Below are 25,544 nucleotides of genomic sequence, written 5' to 3' on the forward strand. Positions count from 1 at the left end.
TAGGAGCTGCCGAAGGCTGCGAAAAGGTCGGCACGACCTTCAGCAATCCAGAGTTTACGACTGCTATGGTCGGCCGCGACCCCGGACCGATTCGCAGCCTTCGGCAGCTCCTACAGGGGGTCAGCGTTTGGCTGAAAATTCAATAACATTTATTTTTTATTTTTCAACTGGTTATAGGTTGTTTGATGAGAGATGCCGCCCCGTCTTCGGCGCTGCGGCGAAGCAGAACGACTCTGGTTCAATCCAGTTTTTAGAGCGTTCAGTTTTTTTGCCAATCCCCTTTCATCCCATCGGGCTAAACCCATTAGCCGCACTGCAATACCGTTGTTCCATTGCCTTACTCAAGTCCGCGCGACCACTCTCCCAACGCTTGCCCCACGCTCGGCACTCCTCTTTGAAGTACACCTTCGCGCCCTTGCGACATTCTCGATATTCGATTGAACCGCTTCGGTGGTTGCCGCAGACGCTGCTGCCGTCTATGCGGTTGCCGTAGGTTGTCCATTGGGCGAGGTAGCTGCCGCCTCCGTCCCATTGGCGGACCCATGCCTGGTTGATGCCTTGATCGACGTTGTGACGTGGGCGGTTTTGGCGGTTGGTTTTGTCGATCTCGTATTGCGCCAGGTACTCAGCAGAGACCATGCCTTGCGCGTGCTGTTTCTGGTTGGGTTGTGGGAATTCGCCGTAGCGGCAAGTGACAACGCTGGAATCGATGACGTTGCCGGGTTTGATGCAGTCGGCGAGGGCTTGCGGGGTGGGGGCCGGGGCGTTGATGGTTTGAGTCATGGGGGTTACTGACGCGATATTGTCGCCAGTGGGGCGTGTCGGGGGCTGCGCAATAGGGGCCTGAACGTCGTAGGGTCTGGCAGTGAGCGGTAGACTGAAGTGGGAGCTTTGTGTCAGAAGATAGATAACAACCGTAAAGAAGACGAGCAGGGCGAAGACGTTACGGTACAACGTTGAGGCGGTGAGGCTTTTTTTACGACGGAGCCCAAGCGGGGCGTCGTTGTAGTCGGCACTGACTTCGTCGTGTGTAATGAAGTCGTCCTGATCCTGGTGCTTCATGGAATCCGTTCGTCCTTGATGGTCTGCACTTTGGTGGTGCGCAGTGGTTCCGAGGGTAGTCCTTCAACCCGCCGGATTAAAACTTTGCGCCGCTTCGCAGTACCGCTGTTCCGTCGATTTGCTCTGTTCTTCCCGGTCGTTATTCCAGCGTTTTGTCCATTCCTGACATTCTTCTTTGAAGAATACTTGCGCGGCCTTTCGGCATTCGCGGTGTTCGATGGACGCACTGGGGAAATTGAAGCAGACGCTGTTGTCTTCGATACGGTTATTGAAGAGGCGCCATTGGGCGCGGTAGCGGTTGCGGCCGTCCCATTCGCGGATGGAGGCGGTGACGACGGTTACTCGCGATTTTCGCTGTGGGGTGTTGCTGTGCTGGCTGTCAGATTTGAAGTCGGCCAGGTAGTTGGCCGATACCATGCCTTGCGGCGCCGGGGCTTGGCTGGCGTGCGGGGACGGGGACGGGCTAGTGCTCGCAACTCCAAGGACGGGCTCAGGAGCAACAGGCGATGGTACTTGTGCAGGTGCGACAGTCACCGCTACCGGCTCGCTGGACACGTCAGTGGCTGATGGTGTCTCAATAAGGCTGTTAACAGTTGGTTTGCGGGTGTGAAGTTGGGTGGCGAGCAGGTAGGCGATGATCCCCAGCACGGCGAGGTAAACAGCCAGGCGACCGTAAGATCTGGTCGTGGGTGGGCGTACGGCTTTACGCTTGCCGGGGTGGGCACCCAGTACGACATCGAAATGCTCGGGGCTTAAACGTTGAATACGAGTAAGGCCGTCATCGTCTGGCTGTTTCATAATTTCCATTTCGCTTCTTGGGCGAGCCATCGAGCAAGGTGTGCCCTGATCGTCGACGACAGCCTGACTCCCTGTAATGTTGTTCAGTAAGGTTAAACCGGCCGATGTCAGTTTGCTATTACTGCTTGCCAAGAGAATAGAATGAAACTTCCCGAGACGATCTCCGTGCCCCCTCATGCGTGTGCAATCAATCGCTTCGCGTTATGGTCTAGCACCTTCCCGGCGGTCAATGGAGTGGCGGCTCATGTATAAAAGTCTTGAACAGGTTTTTGGTTATCCACAGTTTCGGCCTGGGCAGGAGGCGGCGATCGGGGCGGTATTGGCGGGGCGTTCGGCGGCGGCTATTTTTCCGACAGGCTCGGGCAAGTCGTTGTGTTATCAGTTGCCAGCGCTGTTGTTGCCGCACCTGACGTTGGTGGTGTCGCCGTTGTTGGCGTTGATTCAGGATCAGCTGGCGTTTTTGCAGCGCCATGGCATTGCGGCCGCGAGTATTGATTCGGCGCAGAGTCGTGATGAGGTAGCGCAGGTGATGGCGCGTGCTCGATCAGGTGAATTGAAAATTCTGATGATTTCCGTGGAGCGGTTGAAGAATGAACGCTTTCGCCATTTCATCGCGCAGGTGCCGATTTCATTGTTGGTAGTGGACGAGGCTCACTGTATTTCCGAGTGGGGCCATAACTTTCGTCCGGACTACCTCAAATTGCCGGACTACCAGCATCAGTTCAAGATTCCGCAGGCGCTGTTACTGACGGCGACAGCCACGCCTCAGGTCATCGCCGATATGCAGGCCAGGTTCGCCATCGCGCCGGACGATGTGGTGACCACCGGGTTCTATCGTCCCAATCTCAACCTGCTGGTCGAACCGGTGAGTGGCCGCGACAAACGTCGTCGGTTGGTGGAGTGGCTAGGCGAGCGGGGTGGTCAGCCAACCATCGTTTACGTCACCCTGCAAAAAACCGCCGAACAGATCGCCGTGCACCTGAGCCAGAATGGCATTGCGGCCAGCGCTTACCATGCAGGTTTGCCCCACGATCAGCGTGAGTCGATCCAGCGGCAATTCATGGGCGGGCGGCTGAACTGCATCGTGGCAACAATTGCCTTCGGGATGGGGATCGACAAGAGCGATATCCGCAATGTCGTGCATTTCGATCTGCCCAAATCCATCGAGAATTACAGCCAGGAGATTGGTCGGGCAGGGCGCGATGGCGAGCCGTCTGACTGCCTGGTGTTGGCCAACCGCGACAGCCTTAACGTGCTGGAGAACTTTGTTTACGGCGATACGCCAGAGTACGCAGGTATTTATAACGTGCTTGATGAATTGCTCACGGCGACCGAGGACGGGCAGTGGGAGTTGCTGCTGGGGTCCTTGGCCGATCAAAGCAATATCCGCCAACTGCCGCTGAAAACCTTGCTGGTGCAGCTGGAGCTGCGCGGAATTATCACCCCAAGGTTTTCCTATTTTGCCGAATACCGTTTCAAATTTCTGATCGAGCCGCAGGTGCTTTTGCAACGCTTCGAAGGCGAGCGGAAGCAGTTCGTCGAGGCGATCATCGAGACCTCAAACCGGGCGCGGACGTGGGCTACGGTGAACTTCGAGGCGCTGTATCAGCAGTATCAGGCCGAGCGCAGCCGGGTGGTCACGGCGCTGGATTATTTCCAGGAGAAAGGCTGGATCGAGCTGGAAAGCAAGCAAATGACCGAGGTGTATAACCTGCTCATTTCGGACTTTGATCATCAAGCGCTGAGCCTTGAGCTGCACGACTATTTCAAACAGCACGAAATCACGGAAATCGCCCGTATCCACGCCATGCTCGACCTGTTTGCTACCGAGCAGTGCCTGAGTTATCGCCTTGCGCTTTATTTTGGCGATCATCAGGCGCCCGAACAGTGCGGGCACTGTTCTGTGTGCCACGGCCACGTCGCCCGCCTGCCTGAACCGCCGGCATTGCCAGCCTTGTCTGAGGAACGCGTTCATGAGCTGTGCGGCGAGTTCATGCGTAAGCATCAGGACTACAGTGGCTGCGCCCCCAGTACCGAATGCCTGACCCGATTCCTGTGTGGGGTCAGCGTGCCATTGTTCACCAAACTCAAGGCGCGTGGCATCCATGGTTTTGCCGCGCTGGAGAATTACCCCTACGCGCACGTGCGGGAATGGGCGCAACGAGCGATAGCTGAATAAGCCCGCCACCAATACTACCCACTTGAACGCCAGAGGCCCGCTTATGACTGACCAAACTCCCCATCGCGCTGACTATCGTCATTTCCAGCCGATCACCACCCGTTGGCACGACAACGACATCTACGGGCATGTGAACAACGTTACGTACTACAGCTTTTTCGACAGTGCGGTGAATAGCTATCTGATCGAGCAGGGCGGACTGGATATTCACGGTGGGGAAGTGGTGGGCTTTGTGGTGAGTTCGTCGTGCGATTACTTCGCCTCGATTGCGTACCCGGACCTGATTGAGATCGGCGTACGCGTGGGCAAGTTGGGTAACAGTTCAGTGCAGTATGAGTTAGCGGTGTTCAAGGAGGGTGAGGATGAGGCCTGCGCAGCGGGACGTTTTGTCCATGTATTCGTCGATCGGGCTTCGAATCGGCCGGTGTCGATTCCAGAGCGGTTACGCGAGGCGATGGGGCGATTGGTGATTGAGCGGATTTAAAAGCAGCGCTGGCTGCATCGGAATGCAGCCAGCGACAGAGATAGCGACAAACGAGATTACTCAGCGGCGGTGATCGTCATCCCGGTGTTTGCGATGACCATAGGCATGACCACGACCGTGATGGCCTCGGTAATCACGACGATCATCGCGACCACGGTAGCGGCCATCACCACGGCCATCGTCGCGGCTTTCGTTGCCCATGTAGTTACCCAAGGCGCCGCCTGCACCGCCGCCGAGTGCTGCGCCGAGCAGGCTGCCGTTAGTACCGCCGACGCTACGGCCCAGCACGTTGCCGCCTGCCGCGCCCAGCCCGCCACCAATGGCTGCTTGACCACGGTTGCGACGATCCGCGCCCACTGCGCCGCCTGCCGCACCGCCTAGGCCAGCACCAATGGCTGAACCTGTGCTGCCGCCCAATTGTTGGCCGACAGCCGAACCGAGTACCCCACCCAATGCACCACCCACGCCGGCTTCAGCAGTACCGCCAGCTGAGGCAAAACCACTGGCCAGGGTGAGAGACAACAACAGAATCGAGGAATACTTCATGTAGGAACCTCATAGGGATGACGGCGCGATCCTGAGGCTGTGCAAGACTTGTCACAATCTAAATCCGACGAGTAACACTAGTTGTGTATTAGTTGGCTAACATATTGTTTTTGTATGAACTTTTTCTAAATTTGCAGGTCGTAAGTTATTCGGTCGGCCAGCACTAACGATGCTGTAGTGGCGTATTCCTACATGATTGCCGGGCGACGTCCTAGGTTCTTTTCTAAGACCGCTTACTCTACGTGCGGTATTTTCTGTCGGATAAATCCGATTGTCTTGACATCGTTCTCCTACCTTTCTTTCTATATTGCATACCTTTCGTCGCTGGAGGCATCTGTTGATGCGGGCAGTCCCCAGCACATCGTGACGTAACGAAAGATGGAGAAGGTATGGGCTGGAAAATTGACAAGAGTACGGCGAAATTCGGCCACTTGGGCGCAGCCGCTCAAAAGAAGTGGGACGAGTTCCAGAATGCTATTCAACACCAAGGGGTGCACCCCTCAGTGGCCGCCCAGGGCAGTGATTCAGACTACAAGGCGTTCAAAAACACTAAATGTGGGCAGCACCAGATTCGCTTGGACTACAGTGATCGGGCCACGTTTACGGTGGACGACACGACACGGATAATCAAAGTGCTTCAGGTCGGGGGGCATACCTGATAAGGAGTGGCTGGACCTGATGAGTGTTGACTCATCAGGTCATTGTTGACGTTAAACGATGCGTGTACTTGCGCTGGCGTGCTCCAGGCGAATGGCGACGAACTTGGACGTGGGTGTATCGCTGCCATCGCCGACGCTTTCCAGCGGCACTAGCGGGTTCACTTCCGGGTAGTACGCGGCGGCTTGCCCGGCGGGGATGTCGAACGCCAGCAGGGTGAAGCCTTTGACGCGGCGCTCGCGGCCATCGTTCCAGATCGACACCAGGTCCGCTTTTTGCCCCGGTTTGAAGCCCAGACGGATAATGTCGGCTTCGTTGACGAACAGCACATCCCGCTGACCTTTGACCCCGCGATAGCGGTCGTCCAGCCCATAAATAGTGGTGTTGTACTGATCGTGCGAACGCATTGACTGCATGATCAGGTCAGGAATCTGGCCGGTCGAGCGTACGTTTTCATGCACCAGATCCAGTGGCAGGACGTTGGCCTTGAAGTTGGCTCGGGCGGTGGGCGTATTCCAGCGACGCTCACCGGCCGCGTTGCCGAGGTAGAAGCCCCCAGGATTTTTCAGGCGCGTATTGAAGTCCTTGAAACCGGGGATGGTGTCGGCAATCAGGTCACGAATACGGCTGTAATCCGAGGTCAGCCACAACCAATCCACAGGCTGCGTGCCCAAGGTGGCGGCAGCGATGCCCGCGATGATAGCCGGCTCCGAGCGCATCTGTTTGGACAATGGCTGCAACTGTCCGTTGGACGCGTGGACCATGCTGAACGAATCTTCCACCGTCACCGCTTGCGGGCCTTCGGCCTGAATATCGATATCGGTACGACCGAAGCACGGCAGGATCAGCGCGTGTGCGCCATGAGTCAGGTGGCTGCGGTTGAGCTTGGTGCTGATTTGTACGGTCAGGTCGCAGTTGCTCAAGGCTTCGGCCGTGCGTGTGCTGTCGGGGGTGGCTTGGGCGAAGTTGCCGCCCAGACCGATAAAGACCTTGGATTTTCCGGCCAGCATCGAATGGATGGCTTCGATCACGTTATGACCCGACGCGCGCGGGACTTTGAACTGGAAGCGCTTTTCCAGTGCATCAAGGAAGAACGCGGGCGGGCGCTCGTTTATGCCCATGGTCCGGTCGCCCTGCACGTTACTGTGACCACGCACGGGGCACAGGCCTGCGCCTGGCTTGCCGATGTTGCCGCGCAGCAGCATAAGGTTGGCGATTTCCTGGATCGTCGGCACCGAATGGCGGTGTTGGGTGATGCCCATCGCCCAGCACATGATGACTTTCTGGCTTTTGCAGTAGATCGTCGCCGCGTGTTCGATATCGGCAAGGGGCAAGCCGGACTGCTCAACGATCGCCTCCCACGAGGTGTCATCGATAGTCGCCAGGTAATCGAGCACGCCGTGGGTGTGCTCATTGAGGAAGGCATGATCGAACACCGACGGCGCATGGTTTGCCTGCGCCTCGCGCTCCCATTGCAGCAGGTATTTGGCGATGCCGCGTAACAGCGCCATGTCGCCCCCCAATGCCGGGCGAAAGTATGCGGTGTTGGTCGGTTCCGAGCCGTTGGTGAGCATTTCCAGCGGGTGCTGCGGATGCTGGAAGCGTTCCAGGCCGCGCTCTTTGAGCGGGTTGATGCACACCACTTGCGCGCCACGTTTGACCGCTTCGCGCAAGGGTTCAAGCATGCGCGGATGGTTGGTGCCAGGGTTCTGACCGAGGACGAAAATCGCATCGGCGTGTTCGAAGTCATCGAACGTTACCGTGCCTTTGCCGACGCCAACACTTTGCGCCATGGCAACACCGCTGGCCTCGTGGCACATGTTCGAGCAGTCGGGGAAATTGTTGGTGCCGTAGGCGCGTACGAACAGTTGGTACAGGTACGCCGCTTCGTTGCTGGCACGACCTGAGGTGTAGAACTCGGCCATGTCCGGGCTTGGCAGATTGCGCAGATGCTTGCCGATCAGGGCGAACGCATCATCCCAACTGATCGGCTTGTAACGATCAGTCTCAGCGTCGTAGCTCATGGGCTCGGTCAGGCGGCCTTGGTATTCGAGCCAGTAGTCGCTTTGCTCGCGCAGGGCGCTGACGCTGTAGCGGGCGAAGAACGAGGCATCGACACGGCGTTTGGTGGCTTCCCAGTTGACCGCTTTGGCGCCGTTCTCACAGAACTTCACGACGCCGCTTTCCGGCGAATCACCCCAGGCGCAGCCAGGGCAGTCGAAACCGCCGTTCTGGTTGGTCTTGAGCATCATGCGCAGGTTTTTCAGCGCGTTATCACTGCTCAGCCAGGCCTGCGTCACACTGATCAGTGCGCCCCAGCCACCCGCCGAGCCTTTATAGGGCTTGTAGCGGGGCGTCGGGGTTTTATCGGCTTGGTGACGACTGCTCACGCTTGATTCTCCATCGCAGGGCTATAGACCCGCGGCGCACTGTGTTGCGGCAGGTGGATTAAATTGAGGTTGTGCCGGCGTGCCCATTGCAAGGCAAGGCCGGTGGGCGAGGACAGGCTGACCAGGGTTTGGATGCCCGCGCGCAGTACTTTCTGGATCAGCTCCAGGCTGCAACGGCTGGTGACAATGGCGATCCCGCCCGCTAAAGGGATTTGCTGGCGGATCAAGGCACCGATCAGTTTGTCGAGGGCGTTGTGCCGACCAATGTCTTCGCGGCCCAGCAGCAACTCCCCGGTGCTGTCCATGAACAGCGCAGCATGTACCGCGCCGCAATGCTGGCCCAGCGGCTGGAATGCACCGATGCGTTGGCGCAGCCCTTCCAGCCAGATCGCCGGCGGCAACGGCGCGCCTGGCAATACATTGAGTTCGGGTAGCGCTTGTTCGACTGCTTCCACGCCACACAGTCCACAACCACTGGTGCCCGCCAACTGGCGACGCTGCTGCTTGAGGTTCCAGAATGCACGGCTGGCGATCTCTACCTGTGCGTGCTGCGCAGCGCCTGAACCACTCAGCTTCAGGTCGTAGATTTCGTCGGGAGAGGCAATGATGCCGCTGCCCAGACTGAAGCCGACGATGAAGTCTTCCAGGTCGGTAGGGCTGACCAGCATCACTGCCTGGCTGATGCCGTTGTAGGCGATGGCCAGCGCCACTTCCTCGGCAAGTGCTGTGCGCGCCGACTCGTCGTGCTCAAGGTTTGAGTAGCTGTAGGACTGGCTTGCGGCAGGCGCGGGCGAATGTAAGGCGGGCGCCGTGCTGACCGTGCGCTTATCGGGCATGGGAAAGTACCGGCAGATTATTAGCCTTTAGCCTAGGCCTGTCGTCGGATAACGTCTAATCGCTAGTACTGATCCCTTGATAGATGACGTCGATCAAGATGCCTCGATGATTTTCTGGTAGACGGCAAAGCACGCCTCGGCCAGCGCTGAACGTGGCGCGCTACGACGCATGATCAAACCCAGACGAGCCAGGGTATGGGCACCGGCGATGGGGTGCAGGCGCAGGTGTTCGGCCAAGGTTTCCAGCCCGCCGTCGAGCGGCATGATCGCGCAGCAGAAACCGCCATTCACGGCCTGCAGCAACTGATGGACTGCGTCGGTCTGCAACAACGGCAAGGGGGTCAGGCCGCGACTGTGGAAATTGTGGTCGATGGACTGACGAAAGTGCATGCCGCTGGTCAGCAGGCCAAGGGGCAGTTCGATCAGGCTTTCCCAACTGAGCGGCTCTGCACCGAAGCTAAAGTGACGGTGATCGTAAAGCAGGCCCATGCGTGTTTGCTCCAGGGCCAGGGAGTCAAAGCGCTCACCGTCGAGTCGCTCCAGGTACGACACGCCCAGATCCAGCTGATTGCTCGCCAACTGTTCCAGCACCTGCTCGGAACTGAGCGCCGACAGTTCGAAACGCAGCGTGGGGTGCAACTGATGCAGGCGTTGCATCAGCGGCAGTGGGTCGAAACTCGACAGTGGCACCACGCCTAGGCGCAAGGTGCCCACCAGATGCCCCCGACACGCAGCGGCTTCGGCCTGCAAGCCGTCATAGGCTGCGAGTACCGTGCGCGCCCAGGCCAACACCCGTTCACCCGGTGCGGTAAAACTTTCGAAGCGCTGACCCCGATTGACCAGTGGCAGCTCCAGCTCTTGTTCCAGGCTGCGCAGGCGCATCGACAGGGTTGGCTGGGTGATATGACAGCGCGCCGCTGCCTGGCCGAAGTGCCGGGTCTCGTCGAGGGCGATGAGGAATTTCAGCTGTTTGATGTCCATATGCACTCCATGTTTTTGTGTTGTAGCACTTCAGTCTTCGCAGGCAAGCCTGCTCCCACAGAGGCACGCGATTCTCTGTGGGAGCAGGCTTGCAACTACGCGTCCCGCTGCGAAGAAGTCGACGCGGTTTGTCTGATCAAAGCCCGACAATCAATTCCCGATAATCCCCGACCGCCGCAAACTCTTCGGTGTTCTTCGGGCCTTTGCGGCTGTCGGGTTCGCTGACGGCCAGTAGATGGGCGATCCCGAATGTCCGGGCGCTGCGCAGGATAGGCAGCGTGTCATCGATAAACAGACTGCGACCCGGTTCGAAGGCAATGTCGGCGTGCAACGCATCCCAGAACTGCGCGTTCTCTTTGGCGAATCCATAGTCATGGGAGCTGATCATGCGTTCGAAATAGGGCGCCAGTTGCACCCGCTCCATCTTTAATGACAGCGAGTCGCGGTGGGCGTTGGTGATCATGATCACGCGTTTGCCGGCCTGCTTGATCGCCGCTAGAAACGTTTCGGCATCCGGGCGCAGGGAGATCAGGTGCGCGGTTTCCAGTTTCAGCTCGCGCAACGGCAGTTTCAGCTCCGCGCTCCAGAAGTCCAGGCAATACCAGTTGAGTGTGCCGGCGTTCTTCTCGAACAGCGGTGCCATTTCCAGTTCGGCCATGGCCCGGCTGACCCCATGCAGGTCGGCGTAGCGCTGTGGCAGGTGCTCCATCCAGAAGTGGTTGTCGTAATGCAAGTCGAGCAAGGTACCGTCCATATCGAGCAGAACGGTATCGATATCGTGCCAGGGTAAAGAAGGCATTCAGGTCTCTCAGGCGATGAATGAGTCACGTTGGCATATCCGACACAGACAATCGGAAAAGCCACGGTATAGTACTCCGTCCACGCCAAGGAGCTTGCCATGCGCCAAAAACCCACCATTCTCGCCCGCGAAATCGTCGCCAGTAGTCGTCTGTTCCGTGTCGAAGAGCTGCAATTGCGCTTCGCCAACGGCGTAGAGCGCACTTACGAACGTCTGGTGGGCCGAAGCGTCGGTTATGGCGCCGTGATGATCGTTGCGATGCTTGATGCCGACCATGCGGTGTTGATCGAGGAGTACTGCGGCGGGACCGATGAGTACGAATTGTCCTTGCCCAAGGGCCTGATCGAGCCGGGCGAAGATATTTTGGCCGCAGCCAATCGTGAGCTCAAGGAGGAGGCCGGGTATGGCGCCCGTCAGCTTGAGCATTTGACCGAACTGTCGCTGTCGCCCGGTTACATGAGCCAGAAGATCCAGGTGGTGCTGGCGACAGATTTGTATGAAGAGACCCTGCCGGGCGATGAGCCAGAGCCGATGCGTGTCGATAAGGTCAATCTGCGCGAACTGTCCAGCCTGATTCAGCACCCCCAGTTCAGCGAGGGCCGCGCGTTGGCCGCGCTGTATCTGGTCCGCGACTTGTTGACCCAGCGCGGAGAGTTTCAACTATGACGCAGACGTTCTCGCAACTCCCGCATCCGTTGTTGGCACCCGTAATCGAGCTGGCCAGGCGTGCCGGTGAAGTAATCCTGCCCTATTGGCGCGCGGACGTGGCGGTGGTCGCCAAGGCTGATGCGTCGCCGGTAACGGCCGCTGACCTAGCGGCCCATCATCTATTGGTCGCGGGTTTGCAGGCGCTGGCGCCTGACATTCATGTGCTGTCCGAAGAAGATGCCGACATCCCCCTGAGTGAGCGCGCCACGTGGCAGCGCTGGTGGCTGGTCGATCCGCTGGATGGCACCAAGGAATTCATTTCCGGTAGCGAAGAGTTCACCGTCAACATCGCCTTGATCGAGGAGGGGCGCGTGGTGTTTGGTGTGGTCTCGATGCCCACTAACAATCGCTGTTACTTCGGCGGTGCAGGTCTGGGCGCGTGGCGCAGTGATGATGAAACCCATGCTGCGCCGATCAGCGTGCGCACCGCACCGGCAGTAGGCGAAGCGTTTACCGTGGTGGCCAGCCGTCGACACACCAGCCCTGAACAGGATCGCTTATTGGCGGGGCTGTCTGACAGCCTGGGCGACTTGCAGTTGACCAGCGTCGGCAGCTCACTGAAGTTCTGCCTGCTGGCCGAAGGCGCCGCCGACTGTTACCCGCGCCTGGCGCCGACCTCGCAATGGGACACCGCCGCCGCTCAAGGCGTCCTTGAAGGCGCAGGCGGCGAAGTGCTCGACCTGGCAGGCGAGACGTTCCGCTACCCGTCGCGTGAGTCGCTGCTCAATCCGTTCTTCCTGGCGCTTCCCGCCAAAGCCGCGTGGCGCAGCAAACTGCTGGAACTGGCCAAGTCCGGGCTATAAAACCTGCCCACAAGGGATTGCCTATTTCCTGTACAGGCTCTGTGGGAATTCATTCGCGAAGGCTTTATGTCAGGCATAGATATTCGCTCTAACGGTGCAGCACAAACTGCCCACTGAAGCGCACGGCTGCCTCGTCGCTGCCCTGATTGAAAATGTTCGTCGGCAGGGTCACGCGGGCACGCCCGTGGCGGTGATACGTGCGCAGGAATTTTTCCCAGACGGCATCCTCCGGGGCCTCGCAAATGGCGATGGCGTCAGCGGTGACCGGTAGCGGATAACTGATCTGCCCTTCCTGAATCACGATGTGCCCGTCTTCGATCCCCGCTTCGCGCAGGCGCAAATGCAGCCAGCCCCAGCCAGCCAGCACGGCGGCGCAGTACAAGCTGCCGCCGAACATCGTGCTTTTGTGATTGATATTCGGGTCCAGCGGTAACTCCAGACGCAGTTGCTGCCCTTGCCAGCTCAGCACCTTGAGGCCCATCTCGCGGGTCAGCGGGATGTCATGATGCAGCACCTGTTCCAAATAGCGGCTGTTGTTCTTCATGCAGGATCCTTTCGATCAATCAAGTTCATCGGCAGTGCTGCCACTGCTGTCACCAAAGCTCAGACCGTGTTTGCGCAACTTGTCGTGCAGGGTTTTGCGTGGCAGCCCGAGGGCTTCGGCGAGGCTGCGTACCGAGTTGTGAGGTCGGGTCAGTTCCGCAGCGATCAAGGCGCGTTCAAAGCTTTCAACCTGTTCGCTGAGCCCGCCCCCGGTGGCTGGCATGTTCGGTACTTCACTGCCTTCGAGTGCCAGGTCCAGGCCAAGGGCAAAGCGTTCCGCGGCGTTTTGCAGTTCGCGCACATTGCCTGGCCAAGTGTGACGCAACAGTAGGGCGCGTTGCCCCGGTTGCAGCTCATGTCTGGGCAATCCGTGGCGCGTGCTGGCGGAGTCGGCGAAGTGCTGGAACAGCATCAACGCATCTTCGCCACGCTCGCGCAACGGTGGGATTTTTAGTGAGGCGACATTCAGTCGGTAATACAAATCGGCGCGGAACCGTCCCTGATCGGCAGATTGACGCAGGTCTTCCTTGGTCGCGGCGATCACCCGGATATCCAATGGGATCTGCTGATTACCGCCCAAGCGCTCGACCACACGCTCTTGCAGCAAGCGCAGCAATTTGACCTGCACATCCAGGCTCATGCTTTCAATTTCATCGAGAAACAGCGTGCCGCCGTTGGCGAATTCGAACTTGCCAATCCGGCGTTTTTGCGCCCCGGTGAACGCGCCCGGTTCATGCCCGAACAGCTCACTTTCGACAACGGACTCGGCCAGCGCGCCCGCGTTGATCGCGACAAAAGGCCCGGCGCGGCGGTTCGACAGGTCGTGCAAGGCGCGCGCGACCACCTCTTTGCCGGCACCGGTTTCGCCGAGGATCAGCACGTCGGCCTTGGTCGCGGCAAGGGCGCCGATCTGTTCGCGTAAACGCAACATCGGCGCGGACTGGCCGACCAGGCGTGTGCTCAATTGCTGACGATCACTCAACGCCAGGCGCAGGCTGCGGTTGTCCAGCACCAGACGGCGCAGATCGAGCGCACGGCGCACGCTGTCGAGCAGGGCGTCGCTGGCGAAGGGTTTCTCCAGGAAGTCATAAGCGCCAGCACGCATGGCCTGCACCGCCAGCGGCACGTCGCCGTGACCGGTAATCAGCAGCACGGGCAGGTCTGGGTCTTGGGTGTGCAGTTGCGCGAGCAGTTCGAGCCCATCCATGCCTTGCATGCGGATATCGCTGACGACCACACCTGGCCAGTCGCGCTCAATCCGGCTGGCCACACCCTTGGCTTCGGCCAGGGGCAGAACTTTCAGGCCCGCGAGGTCTAGGGTCTGACCGAGAGCGCCTCGCAAATGCGGGTCGTCGTCGATCAGCACGACCTGAATTCGGCTGTCGATGGCGTAGTCCGTACTCATGCAGATAGATCCTCTGGCGGTTGAAGACTGACCCCGGACGCCCCGGCCCGCAAGCGCAGCGTTAGTAGGGCGCCGCCGTCGGGATGGTTGGCAAACAGCAGCTCACCGCCTAGCGCACGCATCAGAGTGTCGCAAATCGCCAGGCCCAGGCCCAAACCCTGAGTACGGGTCTTGGTGGTGAAGAACGGTTCGCGGGCGCGGGCCAGTGCCTCTTTGGAAAACCCCGGGCCATTGTCGCGAATGTGCAGATTGACGCCTTCAGCAGTCTGTTCGGCGCTCAACCAGAGTTTGCGTGGCGGGCCTTTTTCGGTGAGCGCATCAAGGGCGTTGGCCAGCAAATTACCCAATACCTGACGCAAGCGGGTTTCGCCGGCTTGAACCCATAACGTCGCGTCCGGCAGGTCGCGTATCAGCTCGACCTCCATCGCCCGACGACGTTTGGCCAGCAACGCCAGGGCATCATCGAGCGCCGGTTGCAGGGCGACGCTTTCCGGCGCATGCCGATCCCGGCGGGCGAAAGCGCGCAGATGGGCGATGATCGAGGCCATGCGCCCGGTCAGTTCGCTGATCAGTTTGAGGTTGCTCCGGGCGTCTTCGGTGCGTTCATGGTCGAGCAGCACTTCGGCGTTTTCCGCATAGCTACGGATTGCCGCCAGCGGTTGATTGAGTTCGTGGCTAATGCTCGCGGACATGGTCCCCAGTGCGGAGAGTTTGCCGGCCTGCACCAGTTCGTCCTGTGCGCGGACTAATTCCTGCTGCGCTTGCTCGCGTTCCAGCACTTCTTGCTTGAGTCGGCTGTTCAGGCCTTCGAGGTCGGCGGTACGTTCAATCACGCGCATCTCGAGCTGGTGGCGGCCCTTGGCTTCGAAGGCAATGCGGTCCAGGTAGTGTCGTCGTCGTTGCATGATCAGACCCAGTAACAGCATCAGCACCAACAGGGTCGCAGCGCCGACAGCCACCACGGTCCGCACTGGCCGGTCGACCAGTGTGCGTGGGGCGAGGATATTCACGGTCCAGCCCGTCTCGTCGATATGTTGGGTTTGCGTCAGCCACGCGTTCTCATTGAGGGTCAGCGGTTTTGGATTTCGGGTTGGATAGGGTTGGATGGCGGTAATGGCGTTCTGTTGGGCCTCGTTCAATGGGCGGGTTGCGCGGAAGCGCCATTCCGGGTTCGAGGTCAGGATCACCACACCGTTGTGATCGGTCAGCAGCAACTGCTCCGGTGTCTTGCCCCACAAGGTTTCGGTGTCGTCCAGGTTGACCTTGACCACCAGCACACCGATCACCTTATCGCCATCGTGTACGGCACCGGCAAAGAAATAGCCCCGTTTGCCAGACGTCGTGCCCAAGCCGAAAAAGCGCCCCAAGCGCCCGGCCATGGCTTCGCTGAAATAAGGACGGAAGGCAAAGTTGCTCCCCACGAAACTGTCGTGTTTGTCCCAGTTGGACGCCGCCAGTGTCTTGCCTCTGGGATCCATCAGGTACATCACCTCGGCGCCGGTCTGCTCGCGGATGTCTTTGAGTAACCGGTTGGCATTTTCCAGGGCGAGCGTTTGCTCCGGGTTCGCCAGCACCGCACGCAGGGCAGGCAGATCCCCCAGGATTTGCGGCAGTACCTCATAGCGATGCAGGGTGCCGAGCAGGTTGGCGACGTAGAGATCCAGCGTCTGGCGATTCTGGCTGACCAGCTCATTGCCATAGTAACGCTCGGCCAGACGCTGCAGCGGCCACAATAGCGGCGCAAGACAAAGCGCCAGCAGAGCAAGGCTGCGCCAGCGTGGGCGTCGGGCAACGGTGGAGGTCGTGATCATCGTGAACATGCGCCGGTATGTCCGCGTAGAACTGTGGGGGCTGACAGACCGCCTTCGCGAATAAATTCGCTCCCACAGTTGAGCTGCGACGAACCTTGATGGTGGGAGCGAATTTATTCGCGAAGAGGTCATCACACCGTCATCGCTGTTAACCCCGCTTCACTTCGGCACATTATGCCTACTGCTGACCGGCTAAGCACTCCAGCAACGCTTGATGCCAGTCGGGCTGTTGAACCTGCCATTCCCGGTGCAAAAGACTGCAATCGAGGCGCGAGTTCAGTGGGCGTTCCGCCGGTGTCGGGTAGGCACTGGACGGAATAGCTTTCAGCGTCGCGCAGGGCTTGCCTTGCTTGATCAGTTGCTCACCAATGGCCTGGGCAAAACCGAACCACGATGTCTCGCCACTGGCGGTCAGGTGATAAGTCCCCCAAGCGCTGGCCTGTCCATCGCGCCAGCGTTCGATCAGCAGGCGCGTGCTGTGGGCGATAGTGCCGGCCCAGGTGGGTGCGCCAATCTGGTCCGAGACGATGCTCAGTTCGGCGCGCTCTTGCAGCAAGCGTTGCATGGTCAGCAGGAAGTTGCGCCCGTGCAGGGAATAAACCCAACTGGTGCGCAGGATCAGGTGTTTGCCCCCCACAGCAGCAATCGCCTGTTCGCCTGCCAGCTTGCTACGGCCATACACACCCAGCGGATCAGGCACGTCCTGCTCGGTATAGGCCGAGGCTTTTTTGCCGTTGAACACGTAGTCGGTGGAGTAGTGAATCAACGGGATGCCCAGCCGATCAGCCTCTTCAGCGAAAATACCCGGTGCCGTGGCATTGATCGCGAACGCCAGTTCGGGCTCGTTTTCCGCCTGATCAACCGCTGTGTGCGCTGCGGCATTGATGATCAAGTCCGGACGCAGTGCCCGGACATGGTCGCGAATGGCCTCGGGCTGGCTCAGGTCCAACTGCTCGCGACTTAGCACGTGCAGTTCGCCGATGTCCGCGAGGCTTTTCTGTAACTCGCGTGAAACTTGCCCGTGCTGGCCGCTGATCAGTATTTTCAGTGGGGGTGTGGAGGACGGTTTCATGGAAACAGTTCAGCCTCGTTCAGACGCTTGCCGTTTTGATCTTTCTCCGACAGTTTTGGGGTGTCGGTGAGCTGCCAGTCGATTGCCAGATCAGGGTCGTCCCAGCGAATGCAGCGCTCGGCACGGGGTTGATAGTAATCGGTGGTTTTGTAGAGGAATTCGGCATAGTCGCTGAGCACCAGGAACCCATGGGCAAAGCCTTGCGGAATCCACATCTGGCGATTGTTCTCGGCGGAAAGCAGGACGCTGGTCCAGCGGCCGAAGTTCGGTGAGTGGCGGCGAATATCCACCGCGACATCGAGCACTTCACCGGCCGTGACCCGAACCAATTTGCCTTGGGCTTGTTCCAGTTGGTAATGCAGGCCCCGCAACACGTCCTTTTGTGAGCGTGAGTGGTTGTCCTGAACGAACTGGGCTTCTATCCCGGTCGCGTGTTCGAATTCGCGCGCATTGAAGCTTTCATAAAAAAACCCACGCTCGTCGCCGAACACCTTGGGTTCAAGGATCAGGACGCCAGGCAGTTCAGTGGGTACAACCTTCATTGATATTCCCCAGCCAGCTTGAACAGGTATTGGCCATAGCCGGTCTTGCCGAATGCATCGGCACGTTTGAGCAGTTGCTCGCGATCAATCCAGCCGTTCTGGAATGAGATTTCTTCCAGGCACGCCACTTTCAGACCTTGGCGATGTTCGATGGTCTGAACGTACTGCGAGGCTTCCAGCAGGCTATCGTGGGTGCCGGTATCCAGCCACGCAAAACCCCGACCGAAGCGCTCGACCCGCAGATCGCCGCGTTCCAGGTAGGCATTGTTGACGTCGGTAATCTCCAGCTCGCCACGAGGCGAAGGCTTGACCGCTTTGGCGATCTGGATGACATCGTTGTCGTAGAAATACAGCCCCGTCACGGCGTAGCTGGATTTCGGATTTTTCGGTTTTTCTTCGATGGACAGCGCACGGCCACTCTCATCGAAATCAATCACGCCGAAACGCTCTGGATCCTTGACCCAATAACCGAAGACCGTTGCGCCTTTAGGGTGCTCAGAGGCGCTTTGCAGCTGTTCGCTGAAATGCTGTCCGTGGAAAATGTTGTCGCCTAGAATCAGGCACACCGGGTCATCCCCGATGAATTCCTCGCCAATCAGAAACGCCTGGGCCAGACCGTCTGGCGTGGGCTGTTCGGCATAGTGGAAATGCACGCCGAACTGGCTGCCATCGCCCAGCAGGTTGCGATACTGCGGCAAGTCCTGTGGGGTGGAAATGACCAGGATTTCACGGATGCCCGCCAGCATCAGCACCGAGATCGGGTAATAGATCATCGGTTTGTCATAGACCGGCAGCAGTTGTTTGGAAACACCCAGCGTGATGGGGTGCAGGCGCGTACCCGAGCCTCCTGCCAAAACGATGCCTTTCATCATGCGATCAAATCCTTGAGGTCAGTGAAGCCCAGTCGTTGGCCTTGGTAGCTGCCGTCCTGAACCCGATGGCACCAGTCTAGATTATCCAAATACCACTGCACGGTTTTGCGTAGACCCGATTCGAAAGTTTCTTCAGGGGTCCAGCCCAATTCGCGTTCGATCTTGCTGGCATCGATGGCATAGCGCATGTCGTGGCCTGGGCGATCGGTTACGTAAGTGATCAAATCAGCGAAATTCGCCACGCCCGGCGGGTGCTCCGGTGCCAGCTCTTCAAGCAGCGCGCAGATGCCACGGACCACGTCGATGTTCTTCTGTTCGTTGTGTCCGCCAATGTTGTAGGTCTCGCCGACAACACCTTCGGTCACCACTTTAAGCAGCGCGCGGGCATGGTCTTCGACATACAGCCAGTCACGCACTTGCAGGCCATTGCCATACACCGGCAGCGGCTTGCCCGCCAAGGCATTGAGGATCACCAGCGGGATCAGCTTTTCCGGGAAGTGGAACGGCCCGTAGTTATTGGAACAGTTGGTGACAACGACCGGCAGGCCGTAGGTGCGATGCCAGGCCCGAACCAGGTGATCCGACGCCGCTTTACTGGCCGAGTAAGGCGAGCTTGGCGCGTAAGGCGTGGTTTCGGTGAACAGGTCGTCGACGCCGTGCAGGTCGCCATACACCTCATCGGTGGAAATATGGTGGAAGCGGAACGCCGCACGTTCGGCTTCAGGCAGCTTGCTCCAGTAGGCGCGCGTGGCCTCGAGCAGGCTGTAGGTGCCCACGATGTTGGTCTGGATGAACTCCGCCGGACCATCAATAGAACGGTCGACGTGGGACTCAGCCGCCAAATGCATGATCGCGTGCGGTTGGAAGCGTGCCAGCACAGCACTGACAGCAGCCTGATCAACGATATCGGCCTGCACAAACTCATAGCGGGTGTTGGTCGCAATGCTGTGCAGCGACTCCAAATTGCCGGCGTAGGTCAGTTTGTCGAAATTGAGCACTTCGTGATCAGTGTTCTGGATCAAGTGGCGGATCAGCGCCGAACCGATAAAGCCGGCACCGCCTGTAACGAGTATTCGCATGGGTTTGCCTTCTTCCCTGGATGGATATTAAGCAGATGAGGCATAGCTTGTCGGCAGGAGAGGGTGGGTGCAAGTGCGATTGATCAAGAATGGGGGCAAGAAGTGATGAAAAAAACGCATGGGGGGTGGGGATAACGTCAGAAAACCGCCAGCGCGGGTGGCCGCTATCAACTGTTTGGCTGCGAATGAAGCAATGCGGTGTTCAGGTCTTGGCCGTAAGGATAGAAGCCGTCCACCCACCCCTCGTTGTAATTTTTTCTGAACACGGGGGTTGCGCATCGCTCACCCAACGGGCGATATAAGCGGCTAACAAGAACCGTTGAGGTCGTTATGCCGCTCGCCACGTTGATTCGCCGTTCCAGTCTGCCGTGCCCCGAAGTCAGCGCCGAGCAGGCGTTGCTGTTGCTTGAGCAGCATTACGGGTTGAGCGGGACGCTCAAGGAGCTGGGCAGTCAGCAGGACCGTAACTACCTGCTCGACAGCGCTCAAGGGCGCTATGTCTTGAAGATTTGCCACGGTGATTATTCGCTGCGCGAGCTTCAGGCACAGCACGCGGCGCTGGGGCATTTAGGGGCGGAGCCAGGGGTGCGTGTGCCTCGGGTGATGGCGGCCAGCAACGGTGAGGAGTTGCTCTCGCTGGAGATCGGTGGGCGGGCTGTGCAGGCGCGGTTGCTTGAGTTTATCGACGGTCAGTCATTGGCCCATTTGCCCCACCTGAGTCGCGACGTGGTGGTGGGCTTGGGCGAACTGTGTGCCCAGGTCGATCTGGCGCTGGCGAGCTTTCAGCACGCGGGGCTGGAGCGAACGCTGCAGTGGGACCCTCGGCATGCCGATGCGTTGATCAAACATCTATTACCGGTCATCAAAACCCCCGAAGAGCGCGCCTTGCTCGCACACGCTGCCGAGCAGGCGCAGCGTCGTCTACGCCCGTTAGTGGCGAAGCTACCAGTGCAAGCGATTCACTTGGACATCACCGAATACAACGTCGTCTGGCAACGCGATCAGCAGCGTCAATGGCAGTTGCAGGGCTTGATTGATTTCGGCGATTTGGTCATCACCTGGCGAGTCGCCGATCTGTCGGTGACGTGCGCGGCGCTGTTGCACCATGCCGATGGCGATCCGCTGTACATCCTCCCCGCGATTCAGGCGTATCAGGCCATCAATCCGTTGCACCCAGAAGAATTGCAGGCACTGTGGCCATTGATCGTGGCACGGGCGGCGATTCTGGTGCTCAGCAGCGAACAGCAGGCCAGTATCGAACCGGGCAACACCTATATTCAGGCCAATTTGCAGAGTGAGTGGGGCATTTTCGATGTCGCCACTTCGGTGCCTTTCGACTTGATGGAAGCGGCGATTCTGGCCAGCGTCGGGCTTGCCCAACCCGAGACCCGCGCCGAGTCTTTCTTGCCCTTGCTGCCCAGCCTGAGTGGCCGCGAATTCAGCCTGGTCGACTTGGGTGTACTCAGCACTCATTTCGACGCTGGCAATTGGGAACAGCGCGGTATCGATGAACAGTTGTTGCTTGATGCAGGCATCAAAAACGGCCTGGCCTCCACCCGGTACGGCGAATACCGCTTGTCGCGCACCGTGCCCGACAGCGCCGAAGAGCCTGACACCTGCGCGCTGCATGTCGAACTGCACGTGCCGTCGGGCACTGCGCTGCACGCACCGTTCGCCGGTACAGTGCGCCTGACCGCTGATGCTGCGCTGTGGCTGATCGGCGAGCAGATGAACCTGCGTTTGTGGGGCGTGACCTCGTCGCTGGACTCAGGCAGCCATGTAAGTGCAGGTCAGGAAATTGGCCAGAGCAGCGGTTCGTTGATGGTCCAGCTCTGTCGGGTAACCGATATCAGTCCGCCGCTGTTCAGCACGCCTTCGTGGGCGTCGGCCTGGCAAGTGGTGTGCCCTTCGCCTGCCGCGCTATTGGGATTCGATTGCGATGCACCGCCAATTGAAGACTCAGCGAAATTGCTGGCGCGTCGCGATGCCAGCTTCGCCCGGTCGCAGAAGCACTATTACCAGGACCCGCCGCAGATCGAGCGGGGCTGGCGCAATCACCTGATTGACATGCAGGGCCGGTCTTACCTGGACATGCTCAACAACGTCGCGGTGCTGGGGCATGGGCACCCGCGCATGGCTGAAGAGTCTGCACGGCAGTGGTCGTTGCTCAACACCAACTCGCGCTTTCATTACGCGGCCATCGCCGAATTCTCCGAGCGCTTGCTGGAACTGGCGCCGGACTCAATGGACCGGGTGTTTCTGGTCAACAGCGGCACCGAAGCCAATGACCTAGCGATTCGTCTGGCCTGGGCCTACAGCGGCGGGCGCGACATGCTCAGCGTGTTGGAGGCGTATCACGGCTGGTCGGTGGCGACCGATGCCATTTCCACTTCGATTGCCGACAACCCGAAAGCCCTGAGCACCCGGCCTGATTGGGTACACCCGGTGACGGCGCCGAATACCTACCGTGGCGAATTCCGTGGCAGCGACAGCGCGCCGGATTACGTGCGCAGTGTCGAACACACGTTGGCGAAACTGGCCGAGCAGAAGCGCCAGGTTGCCGGGTTCATCTGCGAGCCGGTGTACGGCAACGCGGGCGGAATCTCGTTGCCACCGGGCTATCTGCAACAGGTGTACGCCAAGGTCCGCGCCCAAGGCGGGGTGTGCATCGCCGACGAAGTGCAGGTCGGTTACGGGCGTTTGGGTCATTACTTCTGGGGCTTCGAAGAGCAGGGCGTGGTGCCGGACATCATCACCATGGCCAAGGGCATGGGCAACGGCCAGCCATTGGGCGCGGTCATCACCCGTCGGGAAATCGCCGAAGCGCTGGAGGCCGAGGGCTATTTCTTCTCATCTGCGGGCGGTAGTCCGGTCAGTTGCCGCATCGGCCTGGCCGTGCTCGATGTGATGGATAAGGAGCAGCTGTGGGAAAACGCCCGAGTGGTGGGCGGCCATTTCAAGGCACGCCTCGACGCCTTGATCGATAAACATCCATTGGTCGGCGCAGTGCATGGATCAGGCTTCTATCTGGGCGTGGAATTGATCCGCGACCGGGAAACCCTGGAGCCGGCCACTGAAGAAACCGCCTACCTGTGTGATCGTCTGCGTGAACTGGGGATCTTCATGCAACCCACAGGCGACTACCTGAACATCCTCAAGATCAAACCGCCGATGTGCACCACCCGGCAGAGTGTGGATTTCTTTGTGGATACGGTGTCGAAGGTGTTGGACGAACTGGGTTGACCCGAATGATGCAGTGATCGTGCGGGCCTCTTCGCGAATGAATTCGCTCCCACGGTATACACAGAACCCCTGTGGGAGCGAATTCATTCGCGAAGGGGGAGACAAGGAAAGTCAGCCTTATAATCGATTGTTATCGGCTTAAAATCCTAATTACTTATTGCGGCCATAAAATCATCCTTCCAAAGCCGATTTTTATCGGCTATAAAGTCGTCAAGATTGTCATGGGTCGTCTGCTAAGGTGATGGCCCCACCGTATTTGCCCAGGAGGAGTTTTCCATGAGCCGTATCGTTACCGTCGCCGCCACCCAGATGGCCTGTTCCTGGGACCTTGAAGCGAACATTGAAACCGCTGAAAAGCTGGTACGCGAAGCCGCTGCCAAAGGCGCGCAGATCATCCTGATTCAGGAACTGTTCGAGACCCCGTATTTCTGCCAGAAGCCGAACCCGGACTATCTGCAGTTGGCCACGACCATGGAAGAAAACGTTGCCATCAAGCACTTCCAGAAAATCGCCAAAGAATTGAAAGTTGTGCTGCCGATCAGCTTCTTCGAACTGGCGGGCCGGGCACGTTTCAACAGCATCGTGATCATCGACGCTGACGGCACCAACCTCGGGATTTATCGTAAAAGCCATATCCCGGATGGCCCTGGCTATCACGAGAAGTACTACTTCAACCCGGGCGACACTGGCTTCAAAGTCTGGCAAACCCGGTACGCGAAAATCGGCGTGGGCATCTGCTGGGATCAGTGGTTCCCGGAGTGCGCCCGCAGCATGGCGTTGCTGGGTGCGGAAATCCTGTTCTACCCGACGGCCATCGGCAGCGAGCCGCATGACAAGACCATCAGCTCCCGCGACCACTGGCAGCGTGTGCAACAAGGCCATGCCGGCGCTAACTTGATGCCGCTGATTGCCAGCAACCGCATCGGTAACGAAGAGCAGGACGGCTACGACATCACGTTCTACGGCTCGTCGTTCATCGCTAACCAGTTCGGCGAAAAAGTCGCAGAGCTCAACGAAACCGAAGAAGGTGTGCTGGTTCACAGCTTCGACCTCGACGAACTTGAGCACACCCGCAGCGCCTGGGGTTCTTTCCGTGACCGTCGTCCAAACCTGTACGGCGCGATCAAAACGCTCGACGGTTCCCTGGAGTCCTGATCGCCATGACCACGCTGAAAAGCACACCGCGCGCTGACGGCTTCCACATGCCAGCCGAATGGGCGCCGCAAACCCAGACTTGGATGATCTGGCCCGAGCGCCCGGACAACTGGCGTCTGGGCGGCAAGCCGGTCCAGAGCGCACACGTCGCGTTGGCCAAAGCCATCGCGCGTTTCGAACCCGTGACCGTCGGCGTTTCAGCCGCGCAATACGATAACGCCCGTGCGCGCCTCGACGTGCCGAACATTCGTGTCGTGGAAATCAGCAGCAACGATGCCTGGATACGGGACACCGGTCCGACCTTTGTCATTAATGACAAGGGCGCAGTGCGCGGCGTCGACTGGGGCTTCAACGCCTGGGGTGGTTTCGACGGCGGTCTGTATTCGCCGTGGAACCTCGACGAGCAGGTGGCCAGCAAGGTGCTGGAAATCGAACGTTGCCCACGTTACGTGACCGAAGGCTTTGTGCTTGAGGGCGGCTCGATTCACGTCGACGGCGAAGGCACGCTGATTACCACTGAAGAATGCCTGCTCAATCGCAACCGCAACGCGCATCTGTCTCGCGAAGAAATCGAAGCGGTGCTGCATGATCATCTGGCGGTAGAGAAGGTTATTTGGTTGCCGGACGGTCTGTACAACGACGAAACCGACGGCCATGTTGATAACTTTTGTTGCTACGTGCGCCCTGGCGAAGTGTTACTGGCCTGGACCGATGATCCAAAAGACCCCAACTATCCGCGCTGCCAGGCGGCGATGGCCGTCCTGAAAAACGCTCGCGATGCCAAAGGTCGTACATTGATCGTGCATAAAATGCCGATCCCCGACCCGCTGTTTGCCACCGAAGAAGAGTGCGCAGGCGTCGATCAGGTGCACGGCAGTCAGGAGCGCAACCCTTTTGTGCGTCTGGCCGGTTCCTACGTCAACTTCCTGATCGTCAATGGCGGCCTTATTGCGCCGAGCTTTGACGACCCACTCGATGAAACGGCGCGTGAGATTCTGCAGCGCCTGTTCCCGGAACATGAAGTTGTCATGGTGCCAGGCCGTGAATTGTTGCTCGGTGGCGGAAATATTCATTGCCTGACGCAACAACAACCGGCCCCGCACAAGGGCTGATTTGGTCTCGTTCTTGCTACTCAAAAGCCCATCAATCGATGGGCTTTTTTTCGTTGACGTCAAATAACCGACCTATACTGCCTTTCGCGGTGCTGTCATAAAGCACAGGTACATTTAGCGGCTCAGGACTCAAGAGGTTGTCCCACATGAACGCAGGTATTGAGCACACCGTTGCTCGTGATTTGTCTGCAAGTAGCGAAGCACGCCAGCTAATGGCGGACTGGTTAAGGACAACCAAAACATCCCAAGCGCCAGACTCGCGACAGCTGCTTCAGGCCCGCTACCCGGTCGGATTGATCAGCGATACCGAGATAGATGTATTGATCCGTATTTTGTATCGTTGAGTGTCTACAATTGACACCCCTGGTGACCCACGGCTAGGATCCGCCCCCGCCTGTGGCTACCCGCCATGTACGTAGCATCAGTAGTCCACTGCGATGATTTCGTGCGGGCCTTTCGAGTCGGTC

The 25,544-nt window shown here is 58.9% G+C and carries 23 protein-coding genes; 9 read left to right on the plus strand and 14 right to left on the minus strand.

Annotated elements, in window-relative coordinates; genetic code table 11:
- Positions 1-282: 282 nt before the first annotated feature.
- Complete coding sequence (locus tag AC1ME2_RS15115) at positions 283-1,062, minus strand: hypothetical protein (RefSeq protein ID WP_480434903.1); 780 nt, start codon at positions 1,060-1,062, stop codon at positions 283-285.
- Positions 1,063-1,125: 63 nt separating this feature from the next.
- Positions 1,126-1,869 (minus strand): hypothetical protein, encoded by a 744-nt coding sequence (locus tag AC1ME2_RS15120; RefSeq protein WP_480434905.1) that lies wholly within the window; start codon positions 1,867-1,869, stop codon positions 1,126-1,128.
- Positions 1,870-2,104: 235 nt separating this feature from the next.
- Between AC1ME2_RS15120 and AC1ME2_RS15125 the strand changes: the two genes are divergently transcribed.
- A complete protein-coding gene (locus tag AC1ME2_RS15125; protein ID WP_480434907.1) occupies positions 2,105-4,039 on the plus strand; it encodes a RecQ family ATP-dependent DNA helicase in 1,935 nt (644 codons plus the stop codon).
- 43 nt (positions 4,040-4,082) lie between these two features.
- Entirely contained in the window at positions 4,083-4,523 is a 441-nt protein-coding gene (locus AC1ME2_RS15130; protein ID WP_480434908.1) for an acyl-CoA thioesterase, read from the plus strand.
- A gap of 60 nt (positions 4,524-4,583) precedes the next feature.
- Here the strand turns inward: AC1ME2_RS15130 and AC1ME2_RS15135 are convergent, their stop codons facing one another.
- A complete protein-coding gene (locus AC1ME2_RS15135; protein WP_480434910.1) occupies positions 4,584-5,069 on the minus strand; it encodes a glycine zipper domain-containing protein in 486 nt (161 codons plus the stop codon).
- A gap of 389 nt (positions 5,070-5,458) precedes the next feature.
- Between AC1ME2_RS15135 and AC1ME2_RS15140 the strand changes: the two genes are divergently transcribed.
- Positions 5,459-5,728, plus strand: coding sequence for a hypothetical protein (locus AC1ME2_RS15140; RefSeq protein WP_480434912.1), 270 nt, complete (start codon positions 5,459-5,461; stop codon positions 5,726-5,728).
- Positions 5,729-5,779: 51 nt separating this feature from the next.
- On the opposite strand, the gene AC1ME2_RS15145 is transcribed toward AC1ME2_RS15140, so the two are convergent.
- From AC1ME2_RS15145 to yrfG, 4 genes are all read right to left on the minus strand, one after another.
- Positions 5,780-8,116 (minus strand): FdhF/YdeP family oxidoreductase, encoded by a 2,337-nt coding sequence (locus AC1ME2_RS15145; RefSeq protein WP_480434914.1) that lies wholly within the window; start codon positions 8,114-8,116, stop codon positions 5,780-5,782.
- The gene (gene fdhD / locus AC1ME2_RS15150; protein WP_480434916.1) at positions 8,113-8,952 is read right to left on the minus strand and encodes a formate dehydrogenase accessory sulfurtransferase FdhD; all 840 of its coding nucleotides are present in this window, start codon (positions 8,950-8,952) and stop codon (positions 8,113-8,115) included. The genes AC1ME2_RS15145 and fdhD overlap by 4 nt, the downstream gene beginning before the upstream one ends.
- Before the next feature lie 93 nt (positions 8,953-9,045).
- Complete coding sequence (locus AC1ME2_RS15155; RefSeq protein WP_480434918.1) at positions 9,046-9,933, minus strand: LysR family transcriptional regulator; 888 nt, start codon at positions 9,931-9,933, stop codon at positions 9,046-9,048.
- 136 nt (positions 9,934-10,069) lie between these two features.
- A complete protein-coding gene (gene yrfG, locus AC1ME2_RS15160; RefSeq protein ID WP_480434919.1) occupies positions 10,070-10,732 on the minus strand; it encodes a GMP/IMP nucleotidase in 663 nt (220 codons plus the stop codon).
- Between the two features lie 99 nt (positions 10,733-10,831).
- Between yrfG and nudE the strand changes: the two genes are divergently transcribed.
- The gene (nudE, locus tag AC1ME2_RS15165) at positions 10,832-11,398 is read left to right on the plus strand and encodes an ADP compounds hydrolase NudE (RefSeq protein WP_480434920.1); all 567 of its coding nucleotides are present in this window, start codon (positions 10,832-10,834) and stop codon (positions 11,396-11,398) included.
- Positions 11,395-12,243, plus strand: coding sequence for a 3'(2'),5'-bisphosphate nucleotidase CysQ (gene cysQ / locus AC1ME2_RS15170; RefSeq protein ID WP_480434921.1), 849 nt, complete (start codon positions 11,395-11,397; stop codon positions 12,241-12,243). Before nudE ends, cysQ begins: the two co-directional genes overlap by 4 nt.
- Positions 12,244-12,331: 88 nt before the next feature.
- Here cysQ and AC1ME2_RS15175 read toward each other — a convergent pair whose 3' ends face one another.
- The 7 genes from AC1ME2_RS15175 to rfbB form a co-directional block, all read right to left on the minus strand.
- Positions 12,332-12,787, minus strand: coding sequence for a thioesterase domain-containing protein (locus AC1ME2_RS15175; protein ID WP_480434922.1), 456 nt, complete (start codon positions 12,785-12,787; stop codon positions 12,332-12,334).
- Positions 12,788-12,802: 15 nt separating this feature from the next.
- Positions 12,803-14,191 carry a sigma-54-dependent transcriptional regulator gene (locus AC1ME2_RS15180; protein WP_480434923.1) on the minus strand — a complete coding sequence of 463 codons (1,389 nt, stop codon included), beginning with the start codon at positions 14,189-14,191 and terminating at the stop codon, positions 12,803-12,805.
- Positions 14,188-16,002 (minus strand): sensor histidine kinase, encoded by a 1,815-nt coding sequence (locus tag AC1ME2_RS15185; protein WP_480442154.1) that lies wholly within the window; start codon positions 16,000-16,002, stop codon positions 14,188-14,190. The genes AC1ME2_RS15180 and AC1ME2_RS15185 overlap by 4 nt, the downstream gene beginning before the upstream one ends.
- 178 nt (positions 16,003-16,180) lie before the next feature.
- Positions 16,181-17,074, minus strand: a complete 894-nt coding sequence (rfbD, locus tag AC1ME2_RS15190) for a dTDP-4-dehydrorhamnose reductase (protein ID WP_480434925.1) — start codon at positions 17,072-17,074, stop codon at positions 16,181-16,183.
- On the minus strand, positions 17,071-17,616 hold the full coding sequence (gene rfbC / locus AC1ME2_RS15195) for a dTDP-4-dehydrorhamnose 3,5-epimerase (RefSeq protein ID WP_480434927.1): 546 nt from the start codon (positions 17,614-17,616) through the stop codon (positions 17,071-17,073). The genes rfbD and rfbC overlap by 4 nt, the downstream gene beginning before the upstream one ends.
- Complete coding sequence (gene rfbA / locus AC1ME2_RS15200) at positions 17,613-18,485, minus strand: glucose-1-phosphate thymidylyltransferase RfbA (RefSeq protein WP_480442156.1); 873 nt, start codon at positions 18,483-18,485, stop codon at positions 17,613-17,615. Before rfbA ends, rfbC begins: the two co-directional genes overlap by 4 nt.
- The gene (gene rfbB, locus AC1ME2_RS15205; RefSeq protein WP_480434929.1) at positions 18,485-19,567 is read right to left on the minus strand and encodes a dTDP-glucose 4,6-dehydratase; all 1,083 of its coding nucleotides are present in this window, start codon (positions 19,565-19,567) and stop codon (positions 18,485-18,487) included. Before rfbB ends, rfbA begins: the two co-directional genes overlap by 1 nt.
- Positions 19,568-19,897: 330 nt before the next feature.
- On the opposite strand from rfbB, the gene AC1ME2_RS15210 reads away from it, so the two are divergent.
- From AC1ME2_RS15210 to AC1ME2_RS15225, 4 genes are all read left to right on the plus strand, one after another.
- A complete protein-coding gene (locus AC1ME2_RS15210) occupies positions 19,898-22,810 on the plus strand; it encodes an aminotransferase (protein ID WP_480434930.1) in 2,913 nt (970 codons plus the stop codon).
- A 276-nt stretch (positions 22,811-23,086) separates the two neighbouring features.
- Complete coding sequence (aguB, locus tag AC1ME2_RS15215; RefSeq protein WP_480434932.1) at positions 23,087-23,965, plus strand: N-carbamoylputrescine amidase; 879 nt, start codon at positions 23,087-23,089, stop codon at positions 23,963-23,965.
- Between the two features lie 5 nt (positions 23,966-23,970).
- Positions 23,971-25,077 (plus strand): agmatine deiminase, encoded by a 1,107-nt coding sequence (aguA, locus tag AC1ME2_RS15220; protein ID WP_480434934.1) that lies wholly within the window; start codon positions 23,971-23,973, stop codon positions 25,075-25,077.
- Positions 25,078-25,223: 146 nt separating this feature from the next.
- On the plus strand, positions 25,224-25,421 hold the full coding sequence (locus AC1ME2_RS15225; protein WP_480434936.1) for a hypothetical protein: 198 nt from the start codon (positions 25,224-25,226) through the stop codon (positions 25,419-25,421).
- Positions 25,422-25,544 lie beyond the last annotated feature (123 nt).

It is taken from the genome of Pseudomonas sp. ASL9, assembly GCF_056680335.1.

What these genes read in the sequence shown, in the direction of transcription:
- AC1ME2_RS15185 (WP_480442154.1), bottom strand. Translation starts at nt 16,002, where the DNA reads ATGATCACGACCTCCACCGTTGCCCGACGCCCACGCTGGCGCAGCCTT.
- AC1ME2_RS15115 (WP_480434903.1), bottom strand. Translation starts at nt 1,062, where the DNA reads ATGAAGCACCAGGATCAGGACGACTTCATTACACACGACGAAGTCAGT.
- AC1ME2_RS15125 (WP_480434907.1), top strand. Translation starts at nt 2,105, where the DNA reads ATGTATAAAAGTCTTGAACAGGTTTTTGGTTATCCACAGTTTCGGCCT.
- rfbC (WP_480434927.1), bottom strand. Translation starts at nt 17,616, where the DNA reads ATGAAGGTTGTACCCACTGAACTGCCTGGCGTCCTGATCCTTGAACCC.
- yrfG (WP_480434919.1), bottom strand. Translation starts at nt 10,732, where the DNA reads ATGCCTTCTTTACCCTGGCACGATATCGATACCGTTCTGCTCGATATG.
- rfbB (WP_480434929.1), bottom strand. Translation starts at nt 19,567, where the DNA reads ATGCGAATACTCGTTACAGGCGGTGCCGGCTTTATCGGTTCGGCGCTG.
- fdhD (WP_480434916.1), bottom strand. Translation starts at nt 8,952, where the DNA reads ATGCCCGATAAGCGCACGGTCAGCACGGCGCCCGCCTTACATTCGCCC.
- AC1ME2_RS15225 (WP_480434936.1), top strand. Translation starts at nt 25,224, where the DNA reads ATGAACGCAGGTATTGAGCACACCGTTGCTCGTGATTTGTCTGCAAGT.
- AC1ME2_RS15135 (WP_480434910.1), bottom strand. Translation starts at nt 5,069, where the DNA reads ATGAAGTATTCCTCGATTCTGTTGTTGTCTCTCACCCTGGCCAGTGGT.
- cysQ (WP_480434921.1), top strand. Translation starts at nt 11,395, where the DNA reads ATGACGCAGACGTTCTCGCAACTCCCGCATCCGTTGTTGGCACCCGTA.
- AC1ME2_RS15155 (WP_480434918.1), bottom strand. Translation starts at nt 9,933, where the DNA reads ATGGACATCAAACAGCTGAAATTCCTCATCGCCCTCGACGAGACCCGG.
- AC1ME2_RS15210 (WP_480434930.1), top strand. Translation starts at nt 19,898, where the DNA reads ATGCCGCTCGCCACGTTGATTCGCCGTTCCAGTCTGCCGTGCCCCGAA.
- aguA (WP_480434934.1), top strand. Translation starts at nt 23,971, where the DNA reads ATGACCACGCTGAAAAGCACACCGCGCGCTGACGGCTTCCACATGCCA.
- AC1ME2_RS15130 (WP_480434908.1), top strand. Translation starts at nt 4,083, where the DNA reads ATGACTGACCAAACTCCCCATCGCGCTGACTATCGTCATTTCCAGCCG.
- rfbA (WP_480442156.1), bottom strand. Translation starts at nt 18,485, where the DNA reads ATGAAAGGCATCGTTTTGGCAGGAGGCTCGGGTACGCGCCTGCACCCC.
- AC1ME2_RS15140 (WP_480434912.1), top strand. Translation starts at nt 5,459, where the DNA reads ATGGGCTGGAAAATTGACAAGAGTACGGCGAAATTCGGCCACTTGGGC.
- AC1ME2_RS15175 (WP_480434922.1), bottom strand. Translation starts at nt 12,787, where the DNA reads ATGAAGAACAACAGCCGCTATTTGGAACAGGTGCTGCATCATGACATC.
- aguB (WP_480434932.1), top strand. Translation starts at nt 23,087, where the DNA reads ATGAGCCGTATCGTTACCGTCGCCGCCACCCAGATGGCCTGTTCCTGG.
- AC1ME2_RS15120 (WP_480434905.1), bottom strand. Translation starts at nt 1,869, where the DNA reads ATGGAAATTATGAAACAGCCAGACGATGACGGCCTTACTCGTATTCAA.
- nudE (WP_480434920.1), top strand. Translation starts at nt 10,832, where the DNA reads ATGCGCCAAAAACCCACCATTCTCGCCCGCGAAATCGTCGCCAGTAGT.
- rfbD (WP_480434925.1), bottom strand. Translation starts at nt 17,074, where the DNA reads ATGAAACCGTCCTCCACACCCCCACTGAAAATACTGATCAGCGGCCAG.
- AC1ME2_RS15180 (WP_480434923.1), bottom strand. Translation starts at nt 14,191, where the DNA reads ATGAGTACGGACTACGCCATCGACAGCCGAATTCAGGTCGTGCTGATC.